The organism is Lysobacter arenosi, assembly GCF_016613475.2.
GTDB classification, from domain to species: Bacteria; Pseudomonadota; Gammaproteobacteria; order Xanthomonadales; family Xanthomonadaceae; genus Lysobacter_J; species Lysobacter_J arenosi.
Genome location: NZ_CP071517.1, coordinates 3,927,914 through 3,947,892 on the forward strand (window position 1 = coordinate 3,927,914; position 19,979 = coordinate 3,947,892).

16 protein-coding genes, 1 pseudogene and 1 riboswitch are annotated in these 19,979 nt (G+C 67.5%); of the genes and pseudogenes, 7 read left to right on the forward strand and 10 right to left on the reverse strand.

All coding sequences use genetic code 11. From position 1 onward, the window contains the following. Window positions 1-40: 40 nt before the first annotated feature. Window positions 41-664 (forward strand): sulfotransferase family 2 domain-containing protein, encoded by a 624-nt coding sequence (locus HIV01_RS17965; protein WP_200604239.1) that lies wholly within the window; start codon window positions 41-43, stop codon window positions 662-664. A gap of 2 nt (window positions 665-666) precedes the next feature. Then, complete coding sequence (locus HIV01_RS17970; protein ID WP_200604240.1) at window positions 667-1,296, forward strand: aspartyl/asparaginyl beta-hydroxylase domain-containing protein; 630 nt, start codon at window positions 667-669, stop codon at window positions 1,294-1,296. A 43-nt stretch (window positions 1,297-1,339) separates the two neighbouring features. Here HIV01_RS17970 and HIV01_RS17975 read toward each other — a convergent pair whose 3' ends face one another. The 4 genes from HIV01_RS17975 to HIV01_RS17990 form a co-directional block, all read right to left on the reverse strand. Beyond that, complete coding sequence (locus HIV01_RS17975) at window positions 1,340-1,609, reverse strand: DUF1294 domain-containing protein (RefSeq protein WP_200604241.1); 270 nt, start codon at window positions 1,607-1,609, stop codon at window positions 1,340-1,342. A gap of 9 nt (window positions 1,610-1,618) precedes the next feature. Next, window positions 1,619-3,223 (reverse strand): peptide chain release factor 3, encoded by a 1,605-nt coding sequence (locus HIV01_RS17980; RefSeq protein WP_200604242.1) that lies wholly within the window; start codon window positions 3,221-3,223, stop codon window positions 1,619-1,621. Between the two features lie 81 nt (window positions 3,224-3,304). Continuing rightward, entirely contained in the window at window positions 3,305-4,237 is a 933-nt protein-coding gene (locus tag HIV01_RS17985; protein ID WP_200604243.1) for a peptidoglycan DD-metalloendopeptidase family protein, read from the reverse strand. Between the two features lie 4 nt (window positions 4,238-4,241). Continuing rightward, complete coding sequence (locus HIV01_RS17990) at window positions 4,242-5,360, reverse strand: NHL repeat-containing protein (protein ID WP_200604244.1); 1,119 nt, start codon at window positions 5,358-5,360, stop codon at window positions 4,242-4,244. A gap of 118 nt (window positions 5,361-5,478) precedes the next feature. Beyond that, a riboswitch (SAM riboswitch) is annotated at window positions 5,479-5,614 on the forward strand. Between the two features lie 79 nt (window positions 5,615-5,693). Here HIV01_RS17990 and metX point away from each other — a divergent pair. The 5 genes from metX to HIV01_RS18015 all read left to right on the forward strand — a co-directional run bounded on the left by metX (window position 5,694) and on the right by HIV01_RS18015 (window position 11,910). Then, on the forward strand, window positions 5,694-6,776 hold the full coding sequence (gene metX / locus HIV01_RS17995) for a homoserine O-succinyltransferase MetX (RefSeq protein ID WP_200604245.1): 1,083 nt from the start codon (window positions 5,694-5,696) through the stop codon (window positions 6,774-6,776). Continuing rightward, window positions 6,773-7,963 carry an O-succinylhomoserine (thiol)-lyase gene (locus HIV01_RS18000; RefSeq protein WP_200604246.1) on the forward strand — a complete coding sequence of 397 codons (1,191 nt, stop codon included), beginning with the start codon at window positions 6,773-6,775 and terminating at the stop codon, window positions 7,961-7,963. The genes metX and HIV01_RS18000 overlap by 4 nt, the downstream gene beginning before the upstream one ends. Next, entirely contained in the window at window positions 7,960-9,057 is a 1,098-nt protein-coding gene (locus tag HIV01_RS18005) for a homoserine dehydrogenase family protein (protein WP_200604247.1), read from the forward strand. Before HIV01_RS18000 ends, HIV01_RS18005 begins: the two co-directional genes overlap by 4 nt. Before the next feature lie 211 nt (window positions 9,058-9,268). Continuing rightward, entirely contained in the window at window positions 9,269-11,239 is a 1,971-nt protein-coding gene (locus HIV01_RS18010) for an outer membrane protein assembly factor BamB family protein (protein ID WP_200604248.1), read from the forward strand. Between the two features lie 125 nt (window positions 11,240-11,364). Then, entirely contained in the window at window positions 11,365-11,910 is a 546-nt protein-coding gene (locus HIV01_RS18015; protein WP_200604249.1) for a peroxiredoxin, read from the forward strand. A gap of 52 nt (window positions 11,911-11,962) precedes the next feature. On the opposite strand, the gene HIV01_RS18020 is transcribed toward HIV01_RS18015, so the two are convergent. The 6 genes and pseudogenes from HIV01_RS18020 to HIV01_RS18045 form a co-directional block, all read right to left on the reverse strand. After that, window positions 11,963-14,152, reverse strand: coding sequence for a TonB-dependent receptor (locus HIV01_RS18020; protein ID WP_245156868.1), 2,190 nt, complete (start codon window positions 14,150-14,152; stop codon window positions 11,963-11,965). Window positions 14,153-14,220: 68 nt separating this feature from the next. Then, window positions 14,221-14,631 (reverse strand): DUF2946 family protein, encoded by a 411-nt coding sequence (locus tag HIV01_RS18025; protein WP_200604250.1) that lies wholly within the window; start codon window positions 14,629-14,631, stop codon window positions 14,221-14,223. A 102-nt stretch (window positions 14,632-14,733) separates the two neighbouring features. Next, window positions 14,734-15,240: pseudogene (locus HIV01_RS18030) on the reverse strand (glycoside hydrolase family 18 protein); the annotation flags it as partial. 33 nt (window positions 15,241-15,273) lie between these two features. Further along, a complete protein-coding gene (locus HIV01_RS18035) occupies window positions 15,274-16,524 on the reverse strand; it encodes a c-type cytochrome (protein ID WP_207527032.1) in 1,251 nt (416 codons plus the stop codon). After that, complete coding sequence (locus HIV01_RS18040) at window positions 16,521-17,105, reverse strand: (2Fe-2S)-binding protein (RefSeq protein WP_207527033.1); 585 nt, start codon at window positions 17,103-17,105, stop codon at window positions 16,521-16,523. Before HIV01_RS18040 ends, HIV01_RS18035 begins: the two co-directional genes overlap by 4 nt. Next, window positions 17,102-19,948, reverse strand: a complete 2,847-nt coding sequence (locus HIV01_RS18045) for a xanthine dehydrogenase family protein molybdopterin-binding subunit (protein WP_200604254.1) — start codon at window positions 19,946-19,948, stop codon at window positions 17,102-17,104. Before HIV01_RS18045 ends, HIV01_RS18040 begins: the two co-directional genes overlap by 4 nt. Window positions 19,949-19,979 lie beyond the last annotated feature (31 nt).

Genomic DNA, 19,979 nt, shown 5'->3' on the forward strand with positions numbered 1-19,979 from the left:
TGGTTGCCACTATCATGCGGCAACGCCCGGACCTCTCCGCATGATCATTTCCCACCAGCACCGCTTCGTGTTCGCCGCGATCCCCAAGACCGGGACCCATTCGGTCCGGCAGGCCCTGCGCGAGCACATGAGCGAGGAGGACCTGGAGCAGGTCGGCCTGTTCGTGAACAAGCGGTTCCCGTTCGAGGAGCTGGCGGCGATCAAGCACGGCCACATCACCCTCGAGCAGATCAGGCCGTTCCTTGGCGAGGAAGCGTTCGCGAGCTATTTCAAGTTCGCCTTCGTGCGCAATCCCTTCGACCGTTTCGTTTCCTACTGCGCGTTCATGACCCGCGCCGATGGCGCGTTCCTGAAGAATCCGCAGCAGGTCATGCGCTACATCCTGTTCCAGGCGCGACCGGACCAGCACATCCTGTTCCAGCCGCAGCACACCTTCGTGACCGGCGCCGACGGCAAGCTGCTCGCCGACCAGATCGGTCGCGTCGAGGAGATGCAGGCTTCATACGACGCCATCTGCGAGCGCATCGGCATTCCCTCGGCGCAGCTGGGCCAAGTCAACAGCTCGCGCCGCGGCAGCTACCGGGACTACTATGACCAGGCGCTGATCGACGGCGTCGCCGAGTACTACCGGCGTGACCTGGAACTGTTCGGATACGAGTTCTGACCATGCAGCCGCATGCCGTTTCTCCGTCGGATGTCCAACCCAACCCGCGCAAGACGACGTCGGTGCGCGCGCTGGGCCAAGTGGATGTCGCGCGTCTGCGCGAAGCGGTGCTGGCCATTCCCGAAGCGGAATGGGATGCCGAGAACGCCGACAAGCCCAACCGCTTCGAAGCACTCGATCGCACCCGCCACATCGTGTTTCGCTTCGTCAGCGATTTCCAGGACTGGCGCAAGTCCTACGACCGGCCGCTGTGGGCGCAATGGCGCGAGCTGCTGGAGCCGGTGATGGCGCAGGCGGTGGCGCCGTATGGTTACGCCCGTGCCGAGTTCCCGCGGGTGATGCTGGCGCGGATGGCGCCGGGCGGGGTGATCAAGCCGCACCGTGATGCCAATCCGGCGGCGAAGTGGCCGCACAAGATCCATGTGCCGCTGCTGACCAGCGAGCAGGTGACGTTCTTCATCGATGGCGTGGGCTACCACTTCGCGGAGGGCGAGGCGGTCGAGGTCAGCAACATGGCCGTGCATGCGGTCGAGAACAATGGCGCCAGTGACCGCATCCATCTGATCTTCGAGTACTTCGACCTGGACCAGCCGGCGCCGGACTGGGTGGGGAAGCTGCCGGCGCGGAAGTGACACCGTCGTCCCGGCGTACGCCGGGACCCAGGCCCGTACCCCGTCAGCGCGTGAGCGCGACCAGCGCGATCGCCGCGATCAGCTGCACCGCGATCACCAGTGCCAACCCGTTACGAAAGCTGCGCTTGGCGGTCTTGTGGCGGAACAGCCACATCGCCAGCAGTGCGCCGGGCGTGCCGCCGCAGAGTGCCAGGCCGAGCAGGGTGCGTTCGGGGACGCGCCGGCGGTGGCCGCCGGCGATGGCCTTGTCGTAGCCGTAAACGAGCACGGTCACCGCGTTGAACGCCAGCAACCACGCTGCCCAGGCCGGCACCGCGTGACCTCAGTCGATCGCCGTGGCGTGCGCGTGCTCGCGCGTGGCCATGAACTTCACGTCAGGCGCGCGCTCCTGCGCCAGCTGCAGGTTCACCCGCGTAGGCGCGAGGTAGACCAACTGCCCGGCCGCGTCGATCGCGAGGTTCATCGCGTTCTTGTCGCGGAACTCTTCCAGCTTCTTGTCGTTGTCGCAGCGGATCCAGCGCGCCGTGGAAACGGCGACCTGCTCGAAGCTGGCATCTACGCCGTACTCGTCCTTGAGGCGGTAGGCGACCACGTCGAACTGCAGCACGCCGACCGCACCGAGGATGAGGTCGTTGCTCATCAGCGGACGGAAGAACTGGGTGGCGCCTTCTTCCGACAACTGCGCCAGGCCCTTCTGCAGCTGCTTGAGCTTGAGCGGATCGCGCAGGCGCGCGCGGCGGAACAGTTCCGGGGCGAAGTTGGGGATGCCGGTGAAGTTCAGCGCCTCGCCTTCGGTGAAGCTGTCGCCGATCGAGATCGTGCCGTGATTGTGGATGCCGATCACGTCGCCGGGGAATGCACTCTCGGCGATCTCGCGGTCGGAGGCCATGAAGGTCAGCGCGTTGGCGAGCTTGACCTCCTTGCCGGTGCGCACATGGAAGGCCTTCATGCCGGCATGGAACGCGCCCGAGCACACGCGCATGAAAGCGACGCGGTCACGGTGCTGCGGGTCCATGTTGGCCTGGATCTTGAACACGAAGCCGGTGAGCTTGGGTTCGTAGGCACCGACCTCGCGGCCGGTGGTTTCGCGCGGCTTGGGCGAGGGCGCGTGCTCGACGAAGAAATCCAGCAGCAGCTGCACGCCGAAGTTGTTGACCGCCGAACCGAAGAACACCGGGGTCTGCTCGCCCGACAGGTACTTGGCCGGGTCGAACGGATGCGACGCGCCTTCGACCAGCTCGAGTTCGTCGCGCAGCTCCTTGAGCATGTTCTCGCCGATGCGCTCGGCCAGCGCCGGGTCGTCGATCGAGGTGAAGATCGTCGAGTCCTGGCGGGTGAAGTTGCGGCCCTGCTCGTACAGGTGCACCTCGCCGGTGACCAGGTGGACCACGCCCTTCAGGCGCTGGCCCATGCCGATCGGCCAGGTGATCGGCGCGCACTGGATGCCCAGCACCGACTCGACTTCATCGAGCAGGTCGATCGGGTTCTTGCCCTCGCGGTCGAGCTTGTTGATGAAGGTCATGATCGGCGTGTCGCGCAGGCGGCACACCTCCATCAGCTTGATCGTGCGCTCTTCGACGCCCTTGGCGACGTCGATGACCATCAGCGCCGAGTCGACCGCGGTCAGCACGCGGTAGGTGTCCTCGCCGAAGTCGGCGTGGCCGGGGGTGTCGAGCAGGTTGACGATGCGGCCCTCGTAGGGGAACTGCATCACCGAGCTGGTCACCGAGATGCCGCGTTCCTTTTCCAGCGCCATCCAGTCCGAGGTCGCATGACGCGCGGCCTTGCGGCCCTTGACCGAGCCGGCCATCTGGATGGCACCGCCGAACAGCAGGAGCTTTTCGGTCAGCGTGGTCTTGCCCGCGTCGGGATGCGAAATGATCGCGAACGTGCGGCGGCGGGCGGCTTCGAGGGAAACGTCGGACATGGCTTAAGCGGGCGGGTCGGGCGACCGGTCCGCGAGTCGGGAAGCGGGTGAGGGGGCCGATTATACGGCCTGTATACGCGCCTACAGGCCGCCCCGGCCCCCGGAAATCCGCAGCGGCCCGGCCGGACCGCGCATCCTGAACGGGATCGACTCCAGGCGCATGCCCCGGTTCACCTGCACCGCGAAGTGCAGGTGCGGGCCGGTGGTGAAGCCGGTATTGCCCGACAGCCCGATCTGCTGGCCGGCGCGGACACGCTGGCCGACCCGCACCAGCACGCCGTCGTCGGCCTTGAGGTGGCCGTACAGGGTCATGCTGCCGTCGTCGTGCAGGATGCGGACGAAGTTGGCGCGACCGCCGTACTTCTCGCGGTTGAGGCCGGCCTTGTCGAAGTCCGACTCGACCTGCATCACCACGCCCTCGCGCGCGGCCAGCACCGGCGTGCCGATGTCGGCGGCGAAGTCGACCGCGTAGCGGCTTTGCCCGTCGTTGTGGCTGAAGTGCCCGCCGTAGCCCTGGTCGATGCGGAACGCCGCCTGCTGCAACGGCAGCAGGTAGTCGACATCGCGCGGGCGCGCGTCGGGATCGCCGGGCAGGCTCTCCATGTTCAGTTCGAAATCGAAGCCGCGTTCGGGGTCGGCCGATTCCAGCACCGCCACCAGCGCACTGCCGCGCGCGGCGACAGTGGCGCGTGCCGGCAGCAACGGCCGGCCGATCACGTTGTCGCTGCGGCTGAAGTCCAGTTGCACTTCGATCGGACCCGACAGCCGGTTGTCGGCAAACGCGAGGAAGCGGTCGCCGTCGTTCTCGATGCGCAGGCGCGCGATCGCGCTCGGCTCGGTGTACACCGGAATCGTGCGCACCTGCGACGGCGGTGCGTCGGGGACGTGATCGCCGTAGTGGGTGATGCCGCTGCGATCGGTCCAGCGGTACACCTTGGCCGCGCCCGCGCCGAACGCCAGCAGCAGCGCCGCGCTGCCGAGGATCACTGCTGCCAGGTGGCGCCTGGTTGCCATCGCGCTAGCGGGTGCAGTCCGCCGACAGACCCAGCACGCGCACGACCTCGGACAGGTCGAAAGCCGTCACCGACTTGTCGTCGTGAACGGCGAACAGCGCGCCATCGGGGAATGCCGCAGTGGAGGCAGCGTGCAGGGCGACGCCGTCGGTATGCGCGGTGACCTCGCCCTCGAAGCTGCCGCGCGGCGCCAGCGTCGCGCGGTCGAACAGGTGGAACACCGTCAGCGGCGCCAGCTGGTCGACCGCGATCCAGTAGCCACCACCGTTCGCGCAGGTCCACAAGGCCACGCCTTCGGCTTCGGCGGCGAAACTGTCCTGCGGCAGGCTGCGGCCGGTGTACTTGCCGCTGAAGCTGTACTCGCGCAGGGTCGATTCGTGGCGACGGTCTTCATCGGCAACCAGCAGGCGATCGTTGTCCGGATCGCCGGCGATCGACTCCACCATGCGCAGGCCGGCGGCCTGCGTGGTATCGCCGAAGGAGCCGCCGTAGCTGCTGCGCAGGCGTCCGTTCTGGTCGAACTGCACGCGGTAGCGACGCACGCGCTGGTCGAGCTCGGCCAGCGGCGGCACTTCGTCGAACTTCTTGCCGTACATGAAGCTGTCGGTGACGTAGACCTCCAGCTCACCCGGCTCGGTCTCGGTCAGCCACAGGCCGTAGGGACTGCGCAGTTCCCTGTCGCCGAAGGTTCCCAGCGGCTTGAAGTCGGGCAGGGTGAAGACCTGCACGCGGTGGTTGTCGCGCTCGACCACGAACAGATAGTCGCCATAGACGGCGACGCCGTTGGGGCGGTTGAACTCGCCCGCGGCCTGGCCTTCGCCGCCGACCTCGCGCAGGCGCTTGCCGGTGTCGGCATCGAACACCACCAGGCGGTGGGTCGACTTGGCCGAGGCGATCAGCAGGGTGCGGCCCTCTTCGCTGGTCCAGGTGGTCAGCGAATCGAGCTCGTCCTGCGGGCTTTCAGCAGAGACATAGCGCTCGGGCACCGTCAGCGTCGTCGGGGCGCCGGCAGGGGGCGTTGCCGTCTGGGCAGGCGTGGCGGCGGGCGGCGTGGTCGTGCAGGCGCACATCACGGTCGCCAGCAACACAGCAGTGGCGACGGGGGGAAGGAGGCGTGGAGTCATGGACGAAGTGTATTCGCGTGGCCTTAACAATGTGGCGCCAAGACGTGACCGAAATAATAAATCGCTATATGCGGATAGAGCGATTGACAGGCGCCGACGGGGGCTGGCAGACTGCGGCCATCCATCGAGACCGGCAGAGGGACAGGCCCTTTGAAGCCGGGGCAACCCAACCCACCATCCCCGCACGCGCAGGGACAGTGAGGTGAAGGTGCCAATTCCTGCGACAGGCGTCCGCGCCGGTCGGAAGATGGTTGTGAGTGCGCCCCGCCGATCGATGGCCGGGGCGCTTCGCGACTCGCAGGCTCGATGGCCCCGTCACTTCGGATGCCCGCCATGAGTCTCGCCAACGCCCCCACCACCACCCACGAACACGACACCGCGGCGACGCTGGATGCCATCGCCCATGCCGCTGCCTGGGTCAAGGGAGCGATTGCCCCCACCGTTGCTGCCGAGCGTGGCGAGTGCACGATCGAACTGCCGTTGCGCCATGCCGGCCGCCAGCGCCTCACCCTGCGCTACGAGATCGTCGGTGACCGCGCGCTGCCGGCGGTGTTCGTCGCCGGTGGCATCTCCGCGCACCGGCATGTCACCGCGACCGCGGCATTCGGCGAAGCCGGCTGGTGGCAGGGCCAGGTCGGCGAGGGTCGCACGATCGATCCGCGCCAGCACTGCGTGGTCGCCTTCGACTGGCTCGGCGCCGATGGCAGCCTCGATGCACCGATCGATCCGGCCGACCAGGCCGATGCGATCGCCGCGCTGCTCGACGTGCTCGACATCGATCGCCTGCAGGCCTTCGTCGGCTGCTCCTATGGCGCCATGGTCGGTCTGCAGTTCGCCGCGCGTCACGGCGAGCGCCTGCAGCAGCTCGTCGCGATCAGCGGCGTGCACCGCGCCCATCCCTACGCCAGTGCCTGGCGCGCATTGCAGCGCCGCGCCGTCGCGCTGGGCGCGCTGCAGTGCGACGAGACCCACGGCCTGGCGCTGGCTCGCCAGCTGGCGATCCTGAGCTACCGCACCCCGGAGGAATTCGCCGCCCGTTTCGACGCCGCCCAGGTCAGCGACGGCCGCGTGCGCGTGGGTGCCGAGGACTATCTCGATCATTGCGGTGCGACGTACGTCGAGCGCACCTCGCCGACCGCCTACCTGCGCCTGTCCGAGTCGATCGACCTGCAAGCGCTCGACCCCGGTGCGATCCGCCTGCCGGTGACGGTCATCGCGGTCGCCGAGGACCGGCTGGTGCCGCTGTCGGATGCCTACGATCTGGTCGAGCGCCTGCGCGGCGAGACTCGCCTGCGCGTGCTGCGTTCGCTGTACGGTCACGATGCCTTCCTGAAGGAAGAGGCCGAAGTCGCCGCGGTCCTGCGCGAGGCGCTGGAAGACTGCGTTGCCGATGCGCGCGCGGAGGTGCTGGCATGAGCACGCGCAGCCGCTGTACCGCCGCCGTCCGCGCCGGCATCGATCGCGACCCGGCATTCGGCGCGGTCACTCCTCCCATCGTGCTGTCGTCGAACTTCAGCTTCGCCGGCTTCAACCAGAAGCGTCAGTACGACTACACGCGCAGTGGCAACCCGACCCGCGACCTGCTCGCCGACGCGCTGAGCGAACTGGAAGGCGGCGCCGGTGGCGTCGTCACCGCCACCGGCATGGGCGCGATCACGCTGTTGCTGCACGCGCTGCTCAAGCCGGGTGATCGCCTGGTGGTGCCGCACGACGGCTACGGCGGCAGCTGGCGCCTGTTCAATGCACTCGCCGCCAAGGGTGCATTCGAGCTGATCACCGCCGACCTCACCGACCCGCGGTCGCTGACCGATGCGCTCGCCACCGACCCGACCGTGGTCTGGATCGAGACGCCGTCGAACCCGCTGCTGCGCATCACCGACCTGCGCTTCGTCATCGAGGCCGCGCAGGCCAAGGGCGCGCTGACCGTGGTCGACAACACCTTCCTGTCGCCGGCACTGCAGCAGCCGCTGCAGTTCGGTGCCGACTTCGTCCTGCATTCCACCACCAAGTACATCAACGGTCACAGCGACGTGGTCGGCGGTGCCGTGGTTGCGCGCGATGCCGAACACCACCAGCAGCTGGTGTGGTGGGCGAACGCGCTGGGCCTGACCGGCTCGCCGTTCGACAGCTTCCTGACCTTGCGCGGCCTGCGCACGCTGGATGCACGCCTGCGCGTTCACCAGGAGAACACCGAGGCGGTGGTGGCGCTGCTCGACGGCCATCCGGCGGTGCGCACCGTGCATTACCCGGGCCTGGAGTCGCATCCGGGCCACGCCTTGGCGGCGCGCCAGCAGCTTGGTTTCGGCGCGATGCTCAGTGTCGAACTCGAAGGTGGCGAGGAAGCCGTGCGCGCTTTCGTCGATGGACTCGAGTGCTTCACGCTGGCCGAATCACTGGGTGGCGTCGAAAGTCTGATCGCCCACCCGGCGACGATGACGCACGCGGCGATGTCGGCCGAGGCGCGCGCTGCTGCCGGTATCGGCGACGGTCTGTTGCGCCTGTCGGTCGGCATCGAGCATGCCGACGACCTGGTCGCCGACATCGAGGCGGCGCTTGCCCGCGCCGAACTCGCCGTGGCCACCGCCGAGCGCGTCAAACGATGAGTGCGGCCGCGCTGGACGTCGCACGCGCCGTCGTCGCGCAAACGCGCCATGCGCCGGCACGCGTGGCCTTGCTCGGCACCGGCACCGTAGGCAGCGCGGTGCTGGCGCGACTGGCAGCGTGGCAGGGCAACAGCCTCGGCCAGCGGCTGCAGCTGGTGCACGTGGCCAACTCGCGCAAGTCGGCCAGCGACCGTTCCGGGCTGGCGCCTGCCGAGGCCGCGCAGCGGCTGGCGCTGGCACCGCAACGCAGCTCGCTCGAGACAATCGATGCCGCGCTGAAAGGCGAGGGTGCCCGCGTCGTCATCGATGCGACGGCCAGCGAGTTGGTGGCCGAGCGTCATGCGCACTGGTTGCAGCAGGGCATCCACGTCGTCACTGCCTGCAAGATCGGGCAGGGCACGTCGCTTTCGCGCTGGCGTTCGATCCGCACCGCCGCGGCGATCGGAAGTGCCGGTTATGGCGACAGCGCCACCGTCGGTGCGGGCCTGCCGCTGCTGCGCTCGCTGCGCGAGTTGCAGGCCGGTGGCGATCGCATCCACGCCATCGCCGGCGTGCTGTCGGGATCGCTGGCCTGGCTGTTCAACCATTACGACGGCATGCGGCCGTTTTCGGCGCTAGTGCGGCAGGCACGTGATGCCGGCTACACCGAGCCGGATCCGCGCGATGACCTCTCTGGCGAAGACGTGCGTCGCAAGTTGCTGATCCTTGCGCGCAGTGCCGGCGTCGAGCTCGATGCCTGCGATGTCGAAGTCACTTCGCTGGTGCCGCCGGAACTGGCCATCCTGTCACGGGAGGCCCTGGACGCGGCGTTGCCGGCGCTCGATGCGCCGCTGCGCGATCGATACGCCAGCGCCTACAAGCGCCACGAGAAGCTGCGCTTCATTGCCCGCCTGCAGGACGGCGTTGCCCGCGTCGGCCTGGAGTCATTGCCGGCCGACCATCCGCTGGCCGGTGGCGCCGGCACCGACAACCGCGTGGCGATCTGGTCCGATCGCTACAGCAGCCAACCGCTGGTGATCCAGGGGCCGGGTGCCGGTGCCGAAGTCACTGCCGCTGGCCTGCTGGACGACGCACTGCGCCTGTCCCACCGCTGAGGCGACAACGAGGCTCAAGAACCGGGGTCAGGGCAGCTTTCCGCCGGCCCCGATCCGGCCCTGCCAACAGCTGCCGGAATGGTGATCCGAGTCCGATTTTTGGGGGCGGCTTTGTCGCATTGCGGGCCATACCCCTTCCGATAGACTTGCCGCCGGGTCTACTCCGTGGGGACGGAGCGGGCGCATATCGGAAGCCATCAAGGGGATAGGGATGAAGGCGATTCAGGCGTTGGCATTGGCGTGTGCGATTCTGGCGGTCGGGGGTTGTGGCGGCAAAGGCGGAGGCAAGGCGAAAGCAGCACCTACGCCTTCTACACCTGCACCGGCACCCGCACCGGCCGCGACCGTCTCGGTCTCCATCAGCACACCGGCCACTTCGGGAGACGTCATTCTCGGCGATGACTTCAGGGCCTCGGTCGGCGGCAACTGGGTCGGCAACAACCTCGGCGCGAACCAGGTCTACCTGCAGGTCAGCGACAGCGCCGGTACGTTCACGACGCCCGGCGCCCAGGTCGCCGACGTCAGCGGCTTCAACTACACCCTTCCGCTGTCCAGCGGCGTGACGCCTGGAAACCGCACCGGCACCCTCACCGTAAGGGCGTGCAAGGACGCGCAGTGCGCGCAGCCTTACAGCAACGCCTCGGCGACGGTCGGCTACCAGTTGCAGGTGTTTGAACCGTCGATCGGCGTGGTCATCACTTCTCCGGCGCTCGTCGAGTCCGTGGACCTTGGTGACAACTTCCGGACCGCGGTCAGCGGCACCTGGACCACGACGCACCTGGGCACGAACAAGGTCTACCTGCAGGTCAGCGACAACGCCGGCACGTTCGCAACGCCGGCGCCGCAACTGGCGATGGTGGGGGGCAACACGTTCGATTTCCCGCTGGGCCTGGTGGAGGGACTGCCGGCAGGGCCGCGCAACGGCCTGCTCACGGTCCGTGCCTGCCGCGACACGATGTGCACCCAGCCCTACAAGGACGCCATCGCGTCCATCGGCTACCAGTTGCAGTTCATGCGCATCGACGAGTGGGAGACGCACCAGCGCAATGCCGCGCACGACGGCTACGTGCCGATCACCCTGGATCCATCGAAGTTCGCCAAGGCCTGGGAATGGAAGTACGTGCCGGCCTCCGGGCAGTTCAACAACATCAATGCCGTCGCCACCAGCAACGGTTCGGTCTATGTCAGCACCGGGGCCTATTTCACCGAGGGCAGGATGTTTTCGCTGAACGAATCCACCGGGCAGCTGCGCTGGAACGTGTCGTTCGGTGTCCAGCCAGGACTGAACCCGCCCGCCTACCATGACGGACGCATCTACATCGCCACGACCGGGCACCAGGACACGTACCTGTGGTCGTTCGATGCGGCCGACGGCACGTTCAAGTTCAAGTCGACGTTCGACGGCCAATGGCCGGCGGTGCTCGCGCCGACCGCCTACGACGGACAGGTCTACGTGAACGGCGGCTACTACGGCGGATCCGTCTACGCCTACGACCGGATGGACGGCACCCGCCTGTGGATGGGCAACAGCGGCGGCGGCGACGACATGTCGACGCCGGCCATCGACGCAGACAACGCGTACTACCACTCCGGTGCGTCGCTGGTGATCTGGAACCGCATGACGGGCCAGGCCGTCGCCAACATCACCGATCCGTTCGCAACGTCCAGCGGATACTCCTATCACGGCTCGCCGATGCTGGGCGGGCGCAACAACGTGATCGCCTTCGCCGGCTCGGCATTCAGCGGAACGGGCTTCCCGAGCGGGGAGCACTACGATCAACGCGTGCTGTCCAGCTTCAACATCGGCACGAAGGCATGGGAATGGGCCACCCGGGACGCGTACCTGACCCATCCCGCCGTCGCCAAGGGTGTCATCTACGCCGCCCGCAACCGGCCCAACTATCTGGATGCGATAGACGAAGCCACCGGCCGGATCCTGTGGAGCTGGTCGCCCATGCCCGACCAGGGCGACACCGAGTTCCACCGCAACATCATCGTGACCCGCAACCTGCTGTTCGTCAGCACCAATGTGGCGGTCTATGCGATCGACCTCGCCACGCACAAACCGGTCTGGCGCTATCCGGTTCCGGGCATGCTGGCGATCTCGGCAAATCGCACGCTGTACATCTCCAGCGGCGCAACCAGCAGCAACGGCACGCTGGTCGCGATCAAGCTCAAGTAAGGCCGGCATCCGCCCCTCTCCCGCGTGCGGGGGAGGGGTTGTGGGGCCAACGCCACATCGGCGGCGAGGGCTTTTTAACCTGCGGGGCCTTATCGTATTCCGCACCCGCCACCCGGACGCCCGCCATGAACTCCCTGCTCAAGCTCTCCGCCGCCGGCTTCTTCGCCGCCGTCGCTTTTGCCGCACCGACCTACGCCGCGCTCAAGGCCGGCGCCAAGGCTCCCGATTTCACCGCGCCGGCTTACCTCGCCGGCGAGCCCTTCACCTTCAAGCTCGCCGACGCCCTCAAGAAGGGTCCGGTCGTCGTCTACTTTTTCCCGGCCGCGCACACGCCGGGCTGCAACCTCGAGGCGCACCTGTTCTCCGAGGCCGCCGGCGAATTCAAGAAGCAGGGCGCGACCCTGATCGGCATCACCGCTGGCAACACCAGCGAGCTGGCCGCCTTCTCGAAGGAAACCGAGCATTGCGGCGGCAAGTTCCCGGTCGCCGCCGACAACGGCGCCAAGATCGCCAAGCAGTACGACGCGATCCTGGCGCAGAAGCCGGAATGGTCCGATCGCACGTCCTACGTGATCTCGCAGCAGGGCACGATCGTGCATGCCTATTCGGAGCTGAAGCCGAACATGCACGTCAAGGAAACCCTCGACGCCGTCAAGGCGCTGAAGAAGTAACAACCATCGCTTTGCTGGCCCGGGGCAGCAGGTCTGCCCCGGGCATCGCGACTCAGAACTCCTTGCGCAGTTCCAGTTCCCACGAGCGCGGCTCGCCGAGATAGGCCATGTCGTTGCTGATCGCGTAGGCGATGAAGTCCCGGTCGCCCAGGTTGCGCCCACGCACGGTCAGGCTGGTGGCCGGATCCAGCTGCCAGCGCAGGTGCGCACCGAATACCCCGTATCCCGCCGCCTTGGTCGTATTCGCCGAGTCGGCGCAGCGCGACGAGAGCGCGCGCAGGTCGATGCCGGTCGTCCATTTCGGCGCGAACGCGTAGTCCAGCCACAGGTTGGCGATCCACGACGGCGTATTGGTCGGACGATTGCCGGCGCGCGACACCGATACGCCGCCGACGTTCTCGTAGAAGTCGTCGAGCGTGGCGTCGACCCAGGCCAGGTTGCCCTCGATCGACAGATCCCGCAGCGGCTTCAGACCGAAGGCCAGTTCGACACCACGCGAGGATTGCTGGCCCACCGGCAGCGTCTGCCCGGGGTTGGCAGGATCGGTGATCGCGAGGTTCTCGCGCACGATCCGGTACGCGGCCAGCGTGGCGTAATTGCGGGCATCGGTGGACTGGAACTTGGCGCCAATTTCCTCCTGCCGGCCGGTGCTCAGGTCGAAATCGCGCAGGGTCGCGAAGTTGGCCGTGGACAGGATGCCCGCGGGCGGGTCGGCGGAAGTGGCGACCTGCATATAGGTGCTGACGATCGGCGTCCATGCATAGTCCAGCGCAACGCGTCCGGTGGTCGGCGAGTAGTCGTGCTGGAAGCGCGCGGGGTTGGTCGCATTGATCGCGCGATGGTTGACGACGTCCAGGTCGATCCAGTCGTGGCGCAGGCCGGTCAGGAGCGACAGTTGCGGACCCAGGCGTGTCAGGTTCTCGACGAACAGCGCCTGCGTGTGCAGCCGGTTGGTGCGGTCCGGGCGATAGACCTGCTCGGCGCCTGGCACGTCGAAGAAACTGCCAGGCGTGACCGCATCGATCGGCACCGTGTCGACGACGCCCGACAGCGACAGCGGGAAGCGCGTCTGGCGGTTGTAGCTGGCGTCGATGCCGGCGCTCCACTGCGTCGGCAGCGTTGCCAGCGTGCCGTCGTGCGACCACTCGATGCGGTCGCCGAACAGTTGCTGGTCGTGTCGTTGCAACAGGGCGCTGGAGCGGATCACGCCCTGGCGGTCGGGCGTGAGCCGATACGACTCGACGTTGCGGTAATCGCGCAACGCGTCGTAGTGATAGAGCGTGTTGCGCAGCTGGGTGCGTTCCGACACCTGCCATTCCAGCAGTGAGCGCGCCCACAGCACCTGCTGGCCGTAGTGGCCGTCGGCGACGTTGTAGTTGCTGGTGCGGGTCGCATCGAGGACGCGCAGGCGGCCATCTTCGCGGTAGGCCGGCGTGCCCCAGTACGGTCGATCACTGTCTTCGTCCTGGTACTCCAGCGCGAGGGTGTGGCTGAGGGTGTCGCTGATCTGGTCGAGCCACGACAGCGCCAGCGTGGCCGCCTCGCGCCGGTTGCGATCGGCCCAGCCATCGCTGTGCGACCACGCCGCGTCGGCACGGATGGCGTTGTGGGCACTGTCGCCACCGATGCGCTGGTTGGATCCAGCGGCGATCACGGCGCTGCCGAAGGAACCGGCGGTGGCGAGCAGCTGCGTGCTGTCGCGGTCGAGCCGGGCGACCTTGCTGACGTAGTTGATCGAGCCGCCCACCGCGCCGGCGCCGTAGAGGAAACTCGACGGGCCGCCGATGGCCTCGACGCGCTCGTAGATCCAGCCGTCGACCGGGCGCGCGGCGATCGCGTCGTACTGCACACCGATTCCGTTGAACAGCTGGGTGATCTGCGCGCCGGAGAATCCGCGCCAGGTCACGGCGTTGCCGTTGCCTGGCGGCGAGGCCACCGCCAGCCCGGGAATGCCGAAGAGCGCTTCCTGGGTGTTGCGGACGCCGCGGTCGTCCATGGTCGAGAGGTCGATGACGGTGATCGATGCAGGGGTTTCCTGCACGGTCAGTTTCAGGCGCGTGCCGGTGGCGGCGGAGGAATCGAGCGGGTTGGCCGTGGCGGCGACCTCGATGCGATCGAGTGTCGTGACATCACGGTTGGCATCGCCCATGGCGTCATCGGCATGGGCGAAGAGGGGGAGTGCGCAGGCGAGCGCGGTCGAGATCGCCGCGCACAGGCGCGACGAGCGGAATCGGGGAGACATGGAAAACTCCAAAGCACAAGAAACACGCGGCATCGCCGCATGCAGGGATCAGGAAGGCGTCTTGTGGTTCAGAGGGCGAGCGGTGGCCCGCGCGAGCCCAATCCGCAGGGGTGCCAGCGTGCCCAGGGCAATGGTGCGCGGCGGGGTGGCGTCTGCCGTTGCCGCTCGGTCGCGGCGCAGGCGAAGACCACGCACAGCACCAGCGCGACCAGGGTGTTGAGCACCGGGCAGTAGGCGCAGTCCTGCATCGGCAGGTCGCCGCCGGGTTTGGGCGTGACAGGATCGATGGGGTTGGCGTCTCCGGCCGACACCTTCACCAGCTTCAGGCCGGCCATCGTGCACATCTGCGTCCAGACGCCGCCGTCGCGGGCACCGGAAGCGCCGGCCAGCAGTCGTCCGACCGTCGGCATGAGCAGGAGCATCAGCATGGCGGCCAGCGCCAGCAGGCTCATTCGACGGTGGAAGGCGGGGGCGCGCATGGGGTGGCGAATTATAGCGGACCGGGGACTGGCGCAAAAAAAGCGCCGACCATGCGATCGGCGCTGAGGGTCAAAACCCGAGGAGGGTTCTGGAGAGGGTGTCTACTTCAGGCCATTGCTGATGGTGTTCACCAGCGTGCCCTGTGCATCGTCGCCGCTGAATTCCCAGAAGAACGCGCCACCCAGGTTCTGTGCCTTCACGTAGCCCATCTTCTCGGTGACCATGGCCGGCGTGTCGTAGCTCCAGAACGTGTTGCCGTCGTACTTCCAGGTCGCACGCGCATTGGCATCGGTGTAGATAGTGCCCGGACGGTCCTTGAGCACCTTGTAGTCCTCGTTGCCGGCTTCATACGTGCCCGGCGCAGCGCTACCACTCTGGTACAGACCATTGTTGACGTTCGGCAAGTTGGTCCAGCCGCGACCGTAGAAGCCGATGCCGATGTTGAGCTTGGCTGCCGGCACGCCGCGGGTCAGGAACGCCTCGATCGCATCGTTGCTGTTGTAGAACTTCTGGTCGCCCGTGGACGGATCGCTGGGCGAGTCGAACAGCGCCGAGTGATGGTTGGTCTGCGGATCCCACGTGCCGTGGAAGTCGTAGCTCATCACGTTCGGACAAAGCGCTCCGCTAACGGACACGCAGCTCTACTCTCGCAAGTCCGCAACTGCTGCCGCATCGACCGGCTTCGCCTGCCCGCCCTGCCGTTGTCGCAGCCAGGTGGCGAGCTCGGCGACCTGCGCATCGTCGAGGTCGTCACCGAAGCCCGGCATGTCCTGCATGCGGGCCAGGCCGGGGAAGTCGTGCTCGGGCAATCCGTCGAGGATCGCGACGATCAGGTTGTGCGGATTGCTGTCGTGCACGGCGGTGTTGCGACGCAGGCTCACGGCGACGTTGGGCACGCCTTCGCCATCGCGGCCGTGGCAACCGGAGCACAGGTCCAGGTAGTGGCGCTGCCCCGGGCCCGCGGCGGTCGCGGCAGTGGTCACTGACTTGGGCGGCAGCGGGGCGTCGCCGAGCAGATAGACCGTGATCGCATGGATGTCATCGCGGCGCAGGCGACTGGTCGACAGGCTCACCACGCGCAGCATCTCGTCCGACGCCACCGCCTGCGCGCTGACGCCGGTCGCCACGTACTGCTGCAACGACGCCGCATCCCAGCCACGCGCGGACAGGCCCTCGGGGGTGATGTCGGGCGCGGCGAAGCGGCCTAGCTTGCTGCTGCCGGCGAGCGGTCGGTCGCGGTCGATCTGACCGAGGCTGCCGCGCGGACTGTGGCATTCGCCGCAGTGGCCCAGCGTCTCCACCAGGTAGTGCCCGCGCTTCCAGTCGGCACTGCTGCCCTGCGAGGCGGAGCGGACCTCGGGGCGGGCAAACAGCAGGTTCCAGCCGTGAAGCGCGGTGCGGATATTGGCGGGGAAGTGAACGCCGTTCTTGCGGTTGGGTACGTTCATCGCCGGCTGGTTCATCACGAAGGCGTAGATCGCGTCGCTGTCGGCGCGCGTGATCGTGCGGTACGACACGTAGGGCATCGCCGGATACAACTGGTGGCCGTCGCGCGCTTCGCCATGGGTCAGTGCGTGGAAGAAATCGTCGGCGGTGTAACGGCCGATGCCATGCTCGGCGTCGGGCGTGATGTTGGTGCCGTGGATGGTTCCGAATGGCGTGTGCAGCGGCAGTCCACCTGCCAGCGGGGCACCGTCGTACGCGGTATGGCAACCGGCGCAGTCGGCAGCGTCGGCCAGGTAGCGGCCGCGCTCGATCTGCTCTGGAGTGGCAACGACCTTCTGCAACGGGCCGCGATTGGACCACCAGCGCGAGATCCAGCCGATCAGCAGCACGGCCAGGAAGATCAGTAGCAGCCAGGCGACGATGCGCCTCCAGCCGACGCGGGTCATGGCGCACGCTCCTTGTTGCCGCGCTCATTGCCATCGCTGACCAGTCCCGGCGTGGCCAGCACCACCGCCTTCACCGCTTGGTAATAGCGCACGTAGCCGGTGCAGCGGCACAGGTGCGGGTTCAACGCCTCGCTGATGGTGTCTTCGACCTGGTCGGCCTTGATCGGCGATTTGCGCAGACGCTCCAGCAGCACGGTGGCGGCATTGACGAAGCCCGGCGTGCAATAGCCACACTGGAAACTGAAATGGTCGAGGAAGGCCTGCTGCACCGGCGACAGCTCGACGATCGTGCCCGCCGCATCGCGCCTGGCATGGCCTTCGACAGTGCGGATGCGCTTGCCTTCGAAATAGTGAGCGCCGGTGATGCAGCTGCGCACTTCGCGCGGGCCGCGTTCGTCGTCGACGATCACCGTGCAGGCGCGGCACACGCCCTCGCCGCAGCCCAGGCGCGTGCCGGTCAGGCCCAGGTATTCGTGCAGGACATCGAGCAGCATCATGTCCTCGGGCACCTGGATCGGACCGTGCCTGACGCCGTTGATCTGCAATGACAGCGGCCGCAGCTTGCCTGGAAGCGTGCTCATGCCGTCTGCTCCTGCACGCGTCCCGTGCTCAATGCGGTACGGACCTTTTCCGCGGTCACTGGCAGTTCGCGAAAGCGCAAACCGGTGGCGTGGGCGATGGCGTTCACGATCGCCGGCACCACCGCGATCATCACCACCTCGGCCATGCCTTTGGGTGGATCGCTGGCAGACAGTGCAGGCAGCACTTCGCCGGTCTGCTTCCACACCGCGACGTCGGCCGCACGTGGCAGCGTGTAGCGGTTGAAGTTCCACGTGCCGTTACCGGGGCCGTCTTCGTACAACGGCAGGTACTCGTGCAGGGCGTGACCGATGCCCATCGCCAGGCCGCCCTGGAGTTGCCCGGAGACCAGTTCCGGCACGATTGCGTTGCCGCACTCGAGCACGGAGTGGTGGTTGAGCAGCGCGACCTTGCCGCTGGCGGTGTCCACCGCCACCTCCGCGATCGTGCCGATGGCGCTGTAGTAGACGACGCCGGCGTTATTGCGCTGGGTCGGCGGGTAGTGGGCACGTGTGCGTTCGATCATGCGATAGCCATTGGCGGTCGGGGTTCCCTTGCCGCTGCTGCCATCCGCGCCCCAGCGCAGTGCGATCGCGTCCAGCGGCAGTCGCGCGTCTTCGCCTTCGAGCGGGAACTCCGCCTCCGCCCATTGCCAGCGATTGAACGTGTGCACGATCGCGCCGGTGGCCAGGCCCAGTTCGTAGGCCTTGGCGACGAGCTTCTGCAAGGGCAGCCCGACCAGTCCGCCGGCGGTGAGCCGGCCATCGACCCAGTGCGCGTCCTCGCGCCGAACCGACAGCGGCGCCAGCTGGCCGCCGCCGAATCCCTCGGTCCAGATCGCCTTCGCCGCCGGCCACAGGCCCTGCGTGAACAACAGTCGCGCTGCTTCGCGCGTGGCATGGCCGAAGAAGTAGGCCGAGTTGCTGGCGCTGCTGGGACTGACCAGGTTCGGTGTCCAGCGCGGATTGCCGACGTTGCGGTCCTGCTCGGACTGCTGCATCAGCCACGGATCGCCGGTGGCGATCATCGGCAGCTCCGGCCATTCGGTCTCGCCGGTGCGCACGTCGTCGGCCGGCTTGCCCAGCCACGGGATGCACAAGGCGGACTGGCTGGTGGCCATGCCGGTGCCCATGTCGACACCGATATGGCGCAGCAGCAGGCGGCCGTCGGGCGCGAGTGCCACCTCGACGAACGCGGCCTCGGCACCGGTGCCGAAATCCTTCTGCACGCAGCCAAAGCCGACGCCGTAATGCTTGCCCGGATGCGAGGCTTCGTACTCGCGCTTGCGTTTGTCGCGATTGCGCCATAGCGGATGCGCGCGGCAACGCGCCAGCACTTCGTCGGCACGCTGCGCGCCGCCGGGGATGGCGCCCTGGGTGTTCTTCATGCCCGAGGTGAAGACGTTGCGCTGACGCAGCTCGATCGGGTCGAGCTTGAGCTCGGCCGCGACCTCGTCGACCAGCATCTCGGTCGCGCCCATGCTCTGCAACGTGCCGTAGCCGCGCGCCGATCCCGCATCGAGCGCGCGCGAGGCGATCACGGTGCTGGCCAGGTCGCTTTGCGGGAAGTAATAGATCGATTGCGCCGCCGTCGCCGCGACCAGGCACACCGACGGCGAGAAGTTCTGGCGACCGCCGCCATCGCCGACCATGTCGCCCTGGAAGATGCCGAACTTCCCGGTCTTGCGGTCGACCGCGATGCGATAGCGGATGCGGAAACTGTGCCGCTTCAGGCTGGCCTGGAACTGCTCGTAGCGGTCGTTCGCCAGTCGCACCGGCCTGCCATCGCCGTACAGCCCTGCCATCAGTGCGTAGAACGGGAACGGGTTGTGGTCCTTGGAGCCGTAGCCGACCGTGTAGCAGGGATGCAGGACCAGGTTCTTCACGCCCAGCGCGCTCGCGGCGAGCATGCGCGGACCGTCGGCTGCGATCTCCTGTGGCGACTGCGTGGCGACCACCAGATGCAAGGTCGCAGTGGCGGCATCGAACCAGGCGTTGCCGTTGTCGAGTTCGAGCGCGGCGGTGTCGATCGACTGCGAGAAGTATTCCCGCTGCAACACCAGCTGGTCAGCACCAGGCGCGTCCAGGGCCGCGGCAATCGCGGCTGCGTGCGCGGCACCCTGCGCGTCCAGGCCACCGCGCGGATTGGCCTGCGGCCACTGTGGCCGCTTCTTGCTGTAGGCGGTCGGGAACAGCGGCGTGTCCTTGAGGCTGGAATAGGCATCGTCGTCGAATGCCGTCGCGCCACCCACGCGCACGTAACGGAATGCGGCCCAGGGGTCGCGCTCCAGCGGGCCGGTGACGGCGCCGTAGCGGATGATGTCGTCGCGGAACTTCAGTGCGGTCTTGGCGGCGCGAAAGCGCGGGAAGTCGTGCCAGACCAGCAGCGCCACCGCGTGACCAAGGTAGGCCGGCGTCTTGCCTTCGGGCAGCAGCATGTCTTCGCCGTAGAACTGCGGGAACTGCACGCCGTCGCGTTGCAGGTCGGCGGCGGTGACGATGCGGTCGGGCCGCAGCGCATCGCCGAGGATCGACAGGTCGAAGCCGGCATAGGCGCGGTCGGCATGGGTGACGCGCAGCAGCATCGCGTGTGCCTGCTGGTCCGGCCAGCCGGGCAGGTCGCGGCCGCGCATGTCGAAGCTGAAGACCTTCTCGCCGGTGACCTTGGCGGTGGCATCGGTGCGGTAACGGATCTTGCCGGTGCCCGGATCCCACGGCAGTGGCCGGTTCCGCTCCTTCTCGAACAGCGCCGCCAGCGCGGCACTGCCCGGTGCGGCGATATACACGCTGATGCCCGCGACGACGGAGCATTTGAGGAAGTCGCGGCGACTCAAGTGGGCTGGCATTGGCTGGCGCTCCGGCTGGCCGGACCGATGC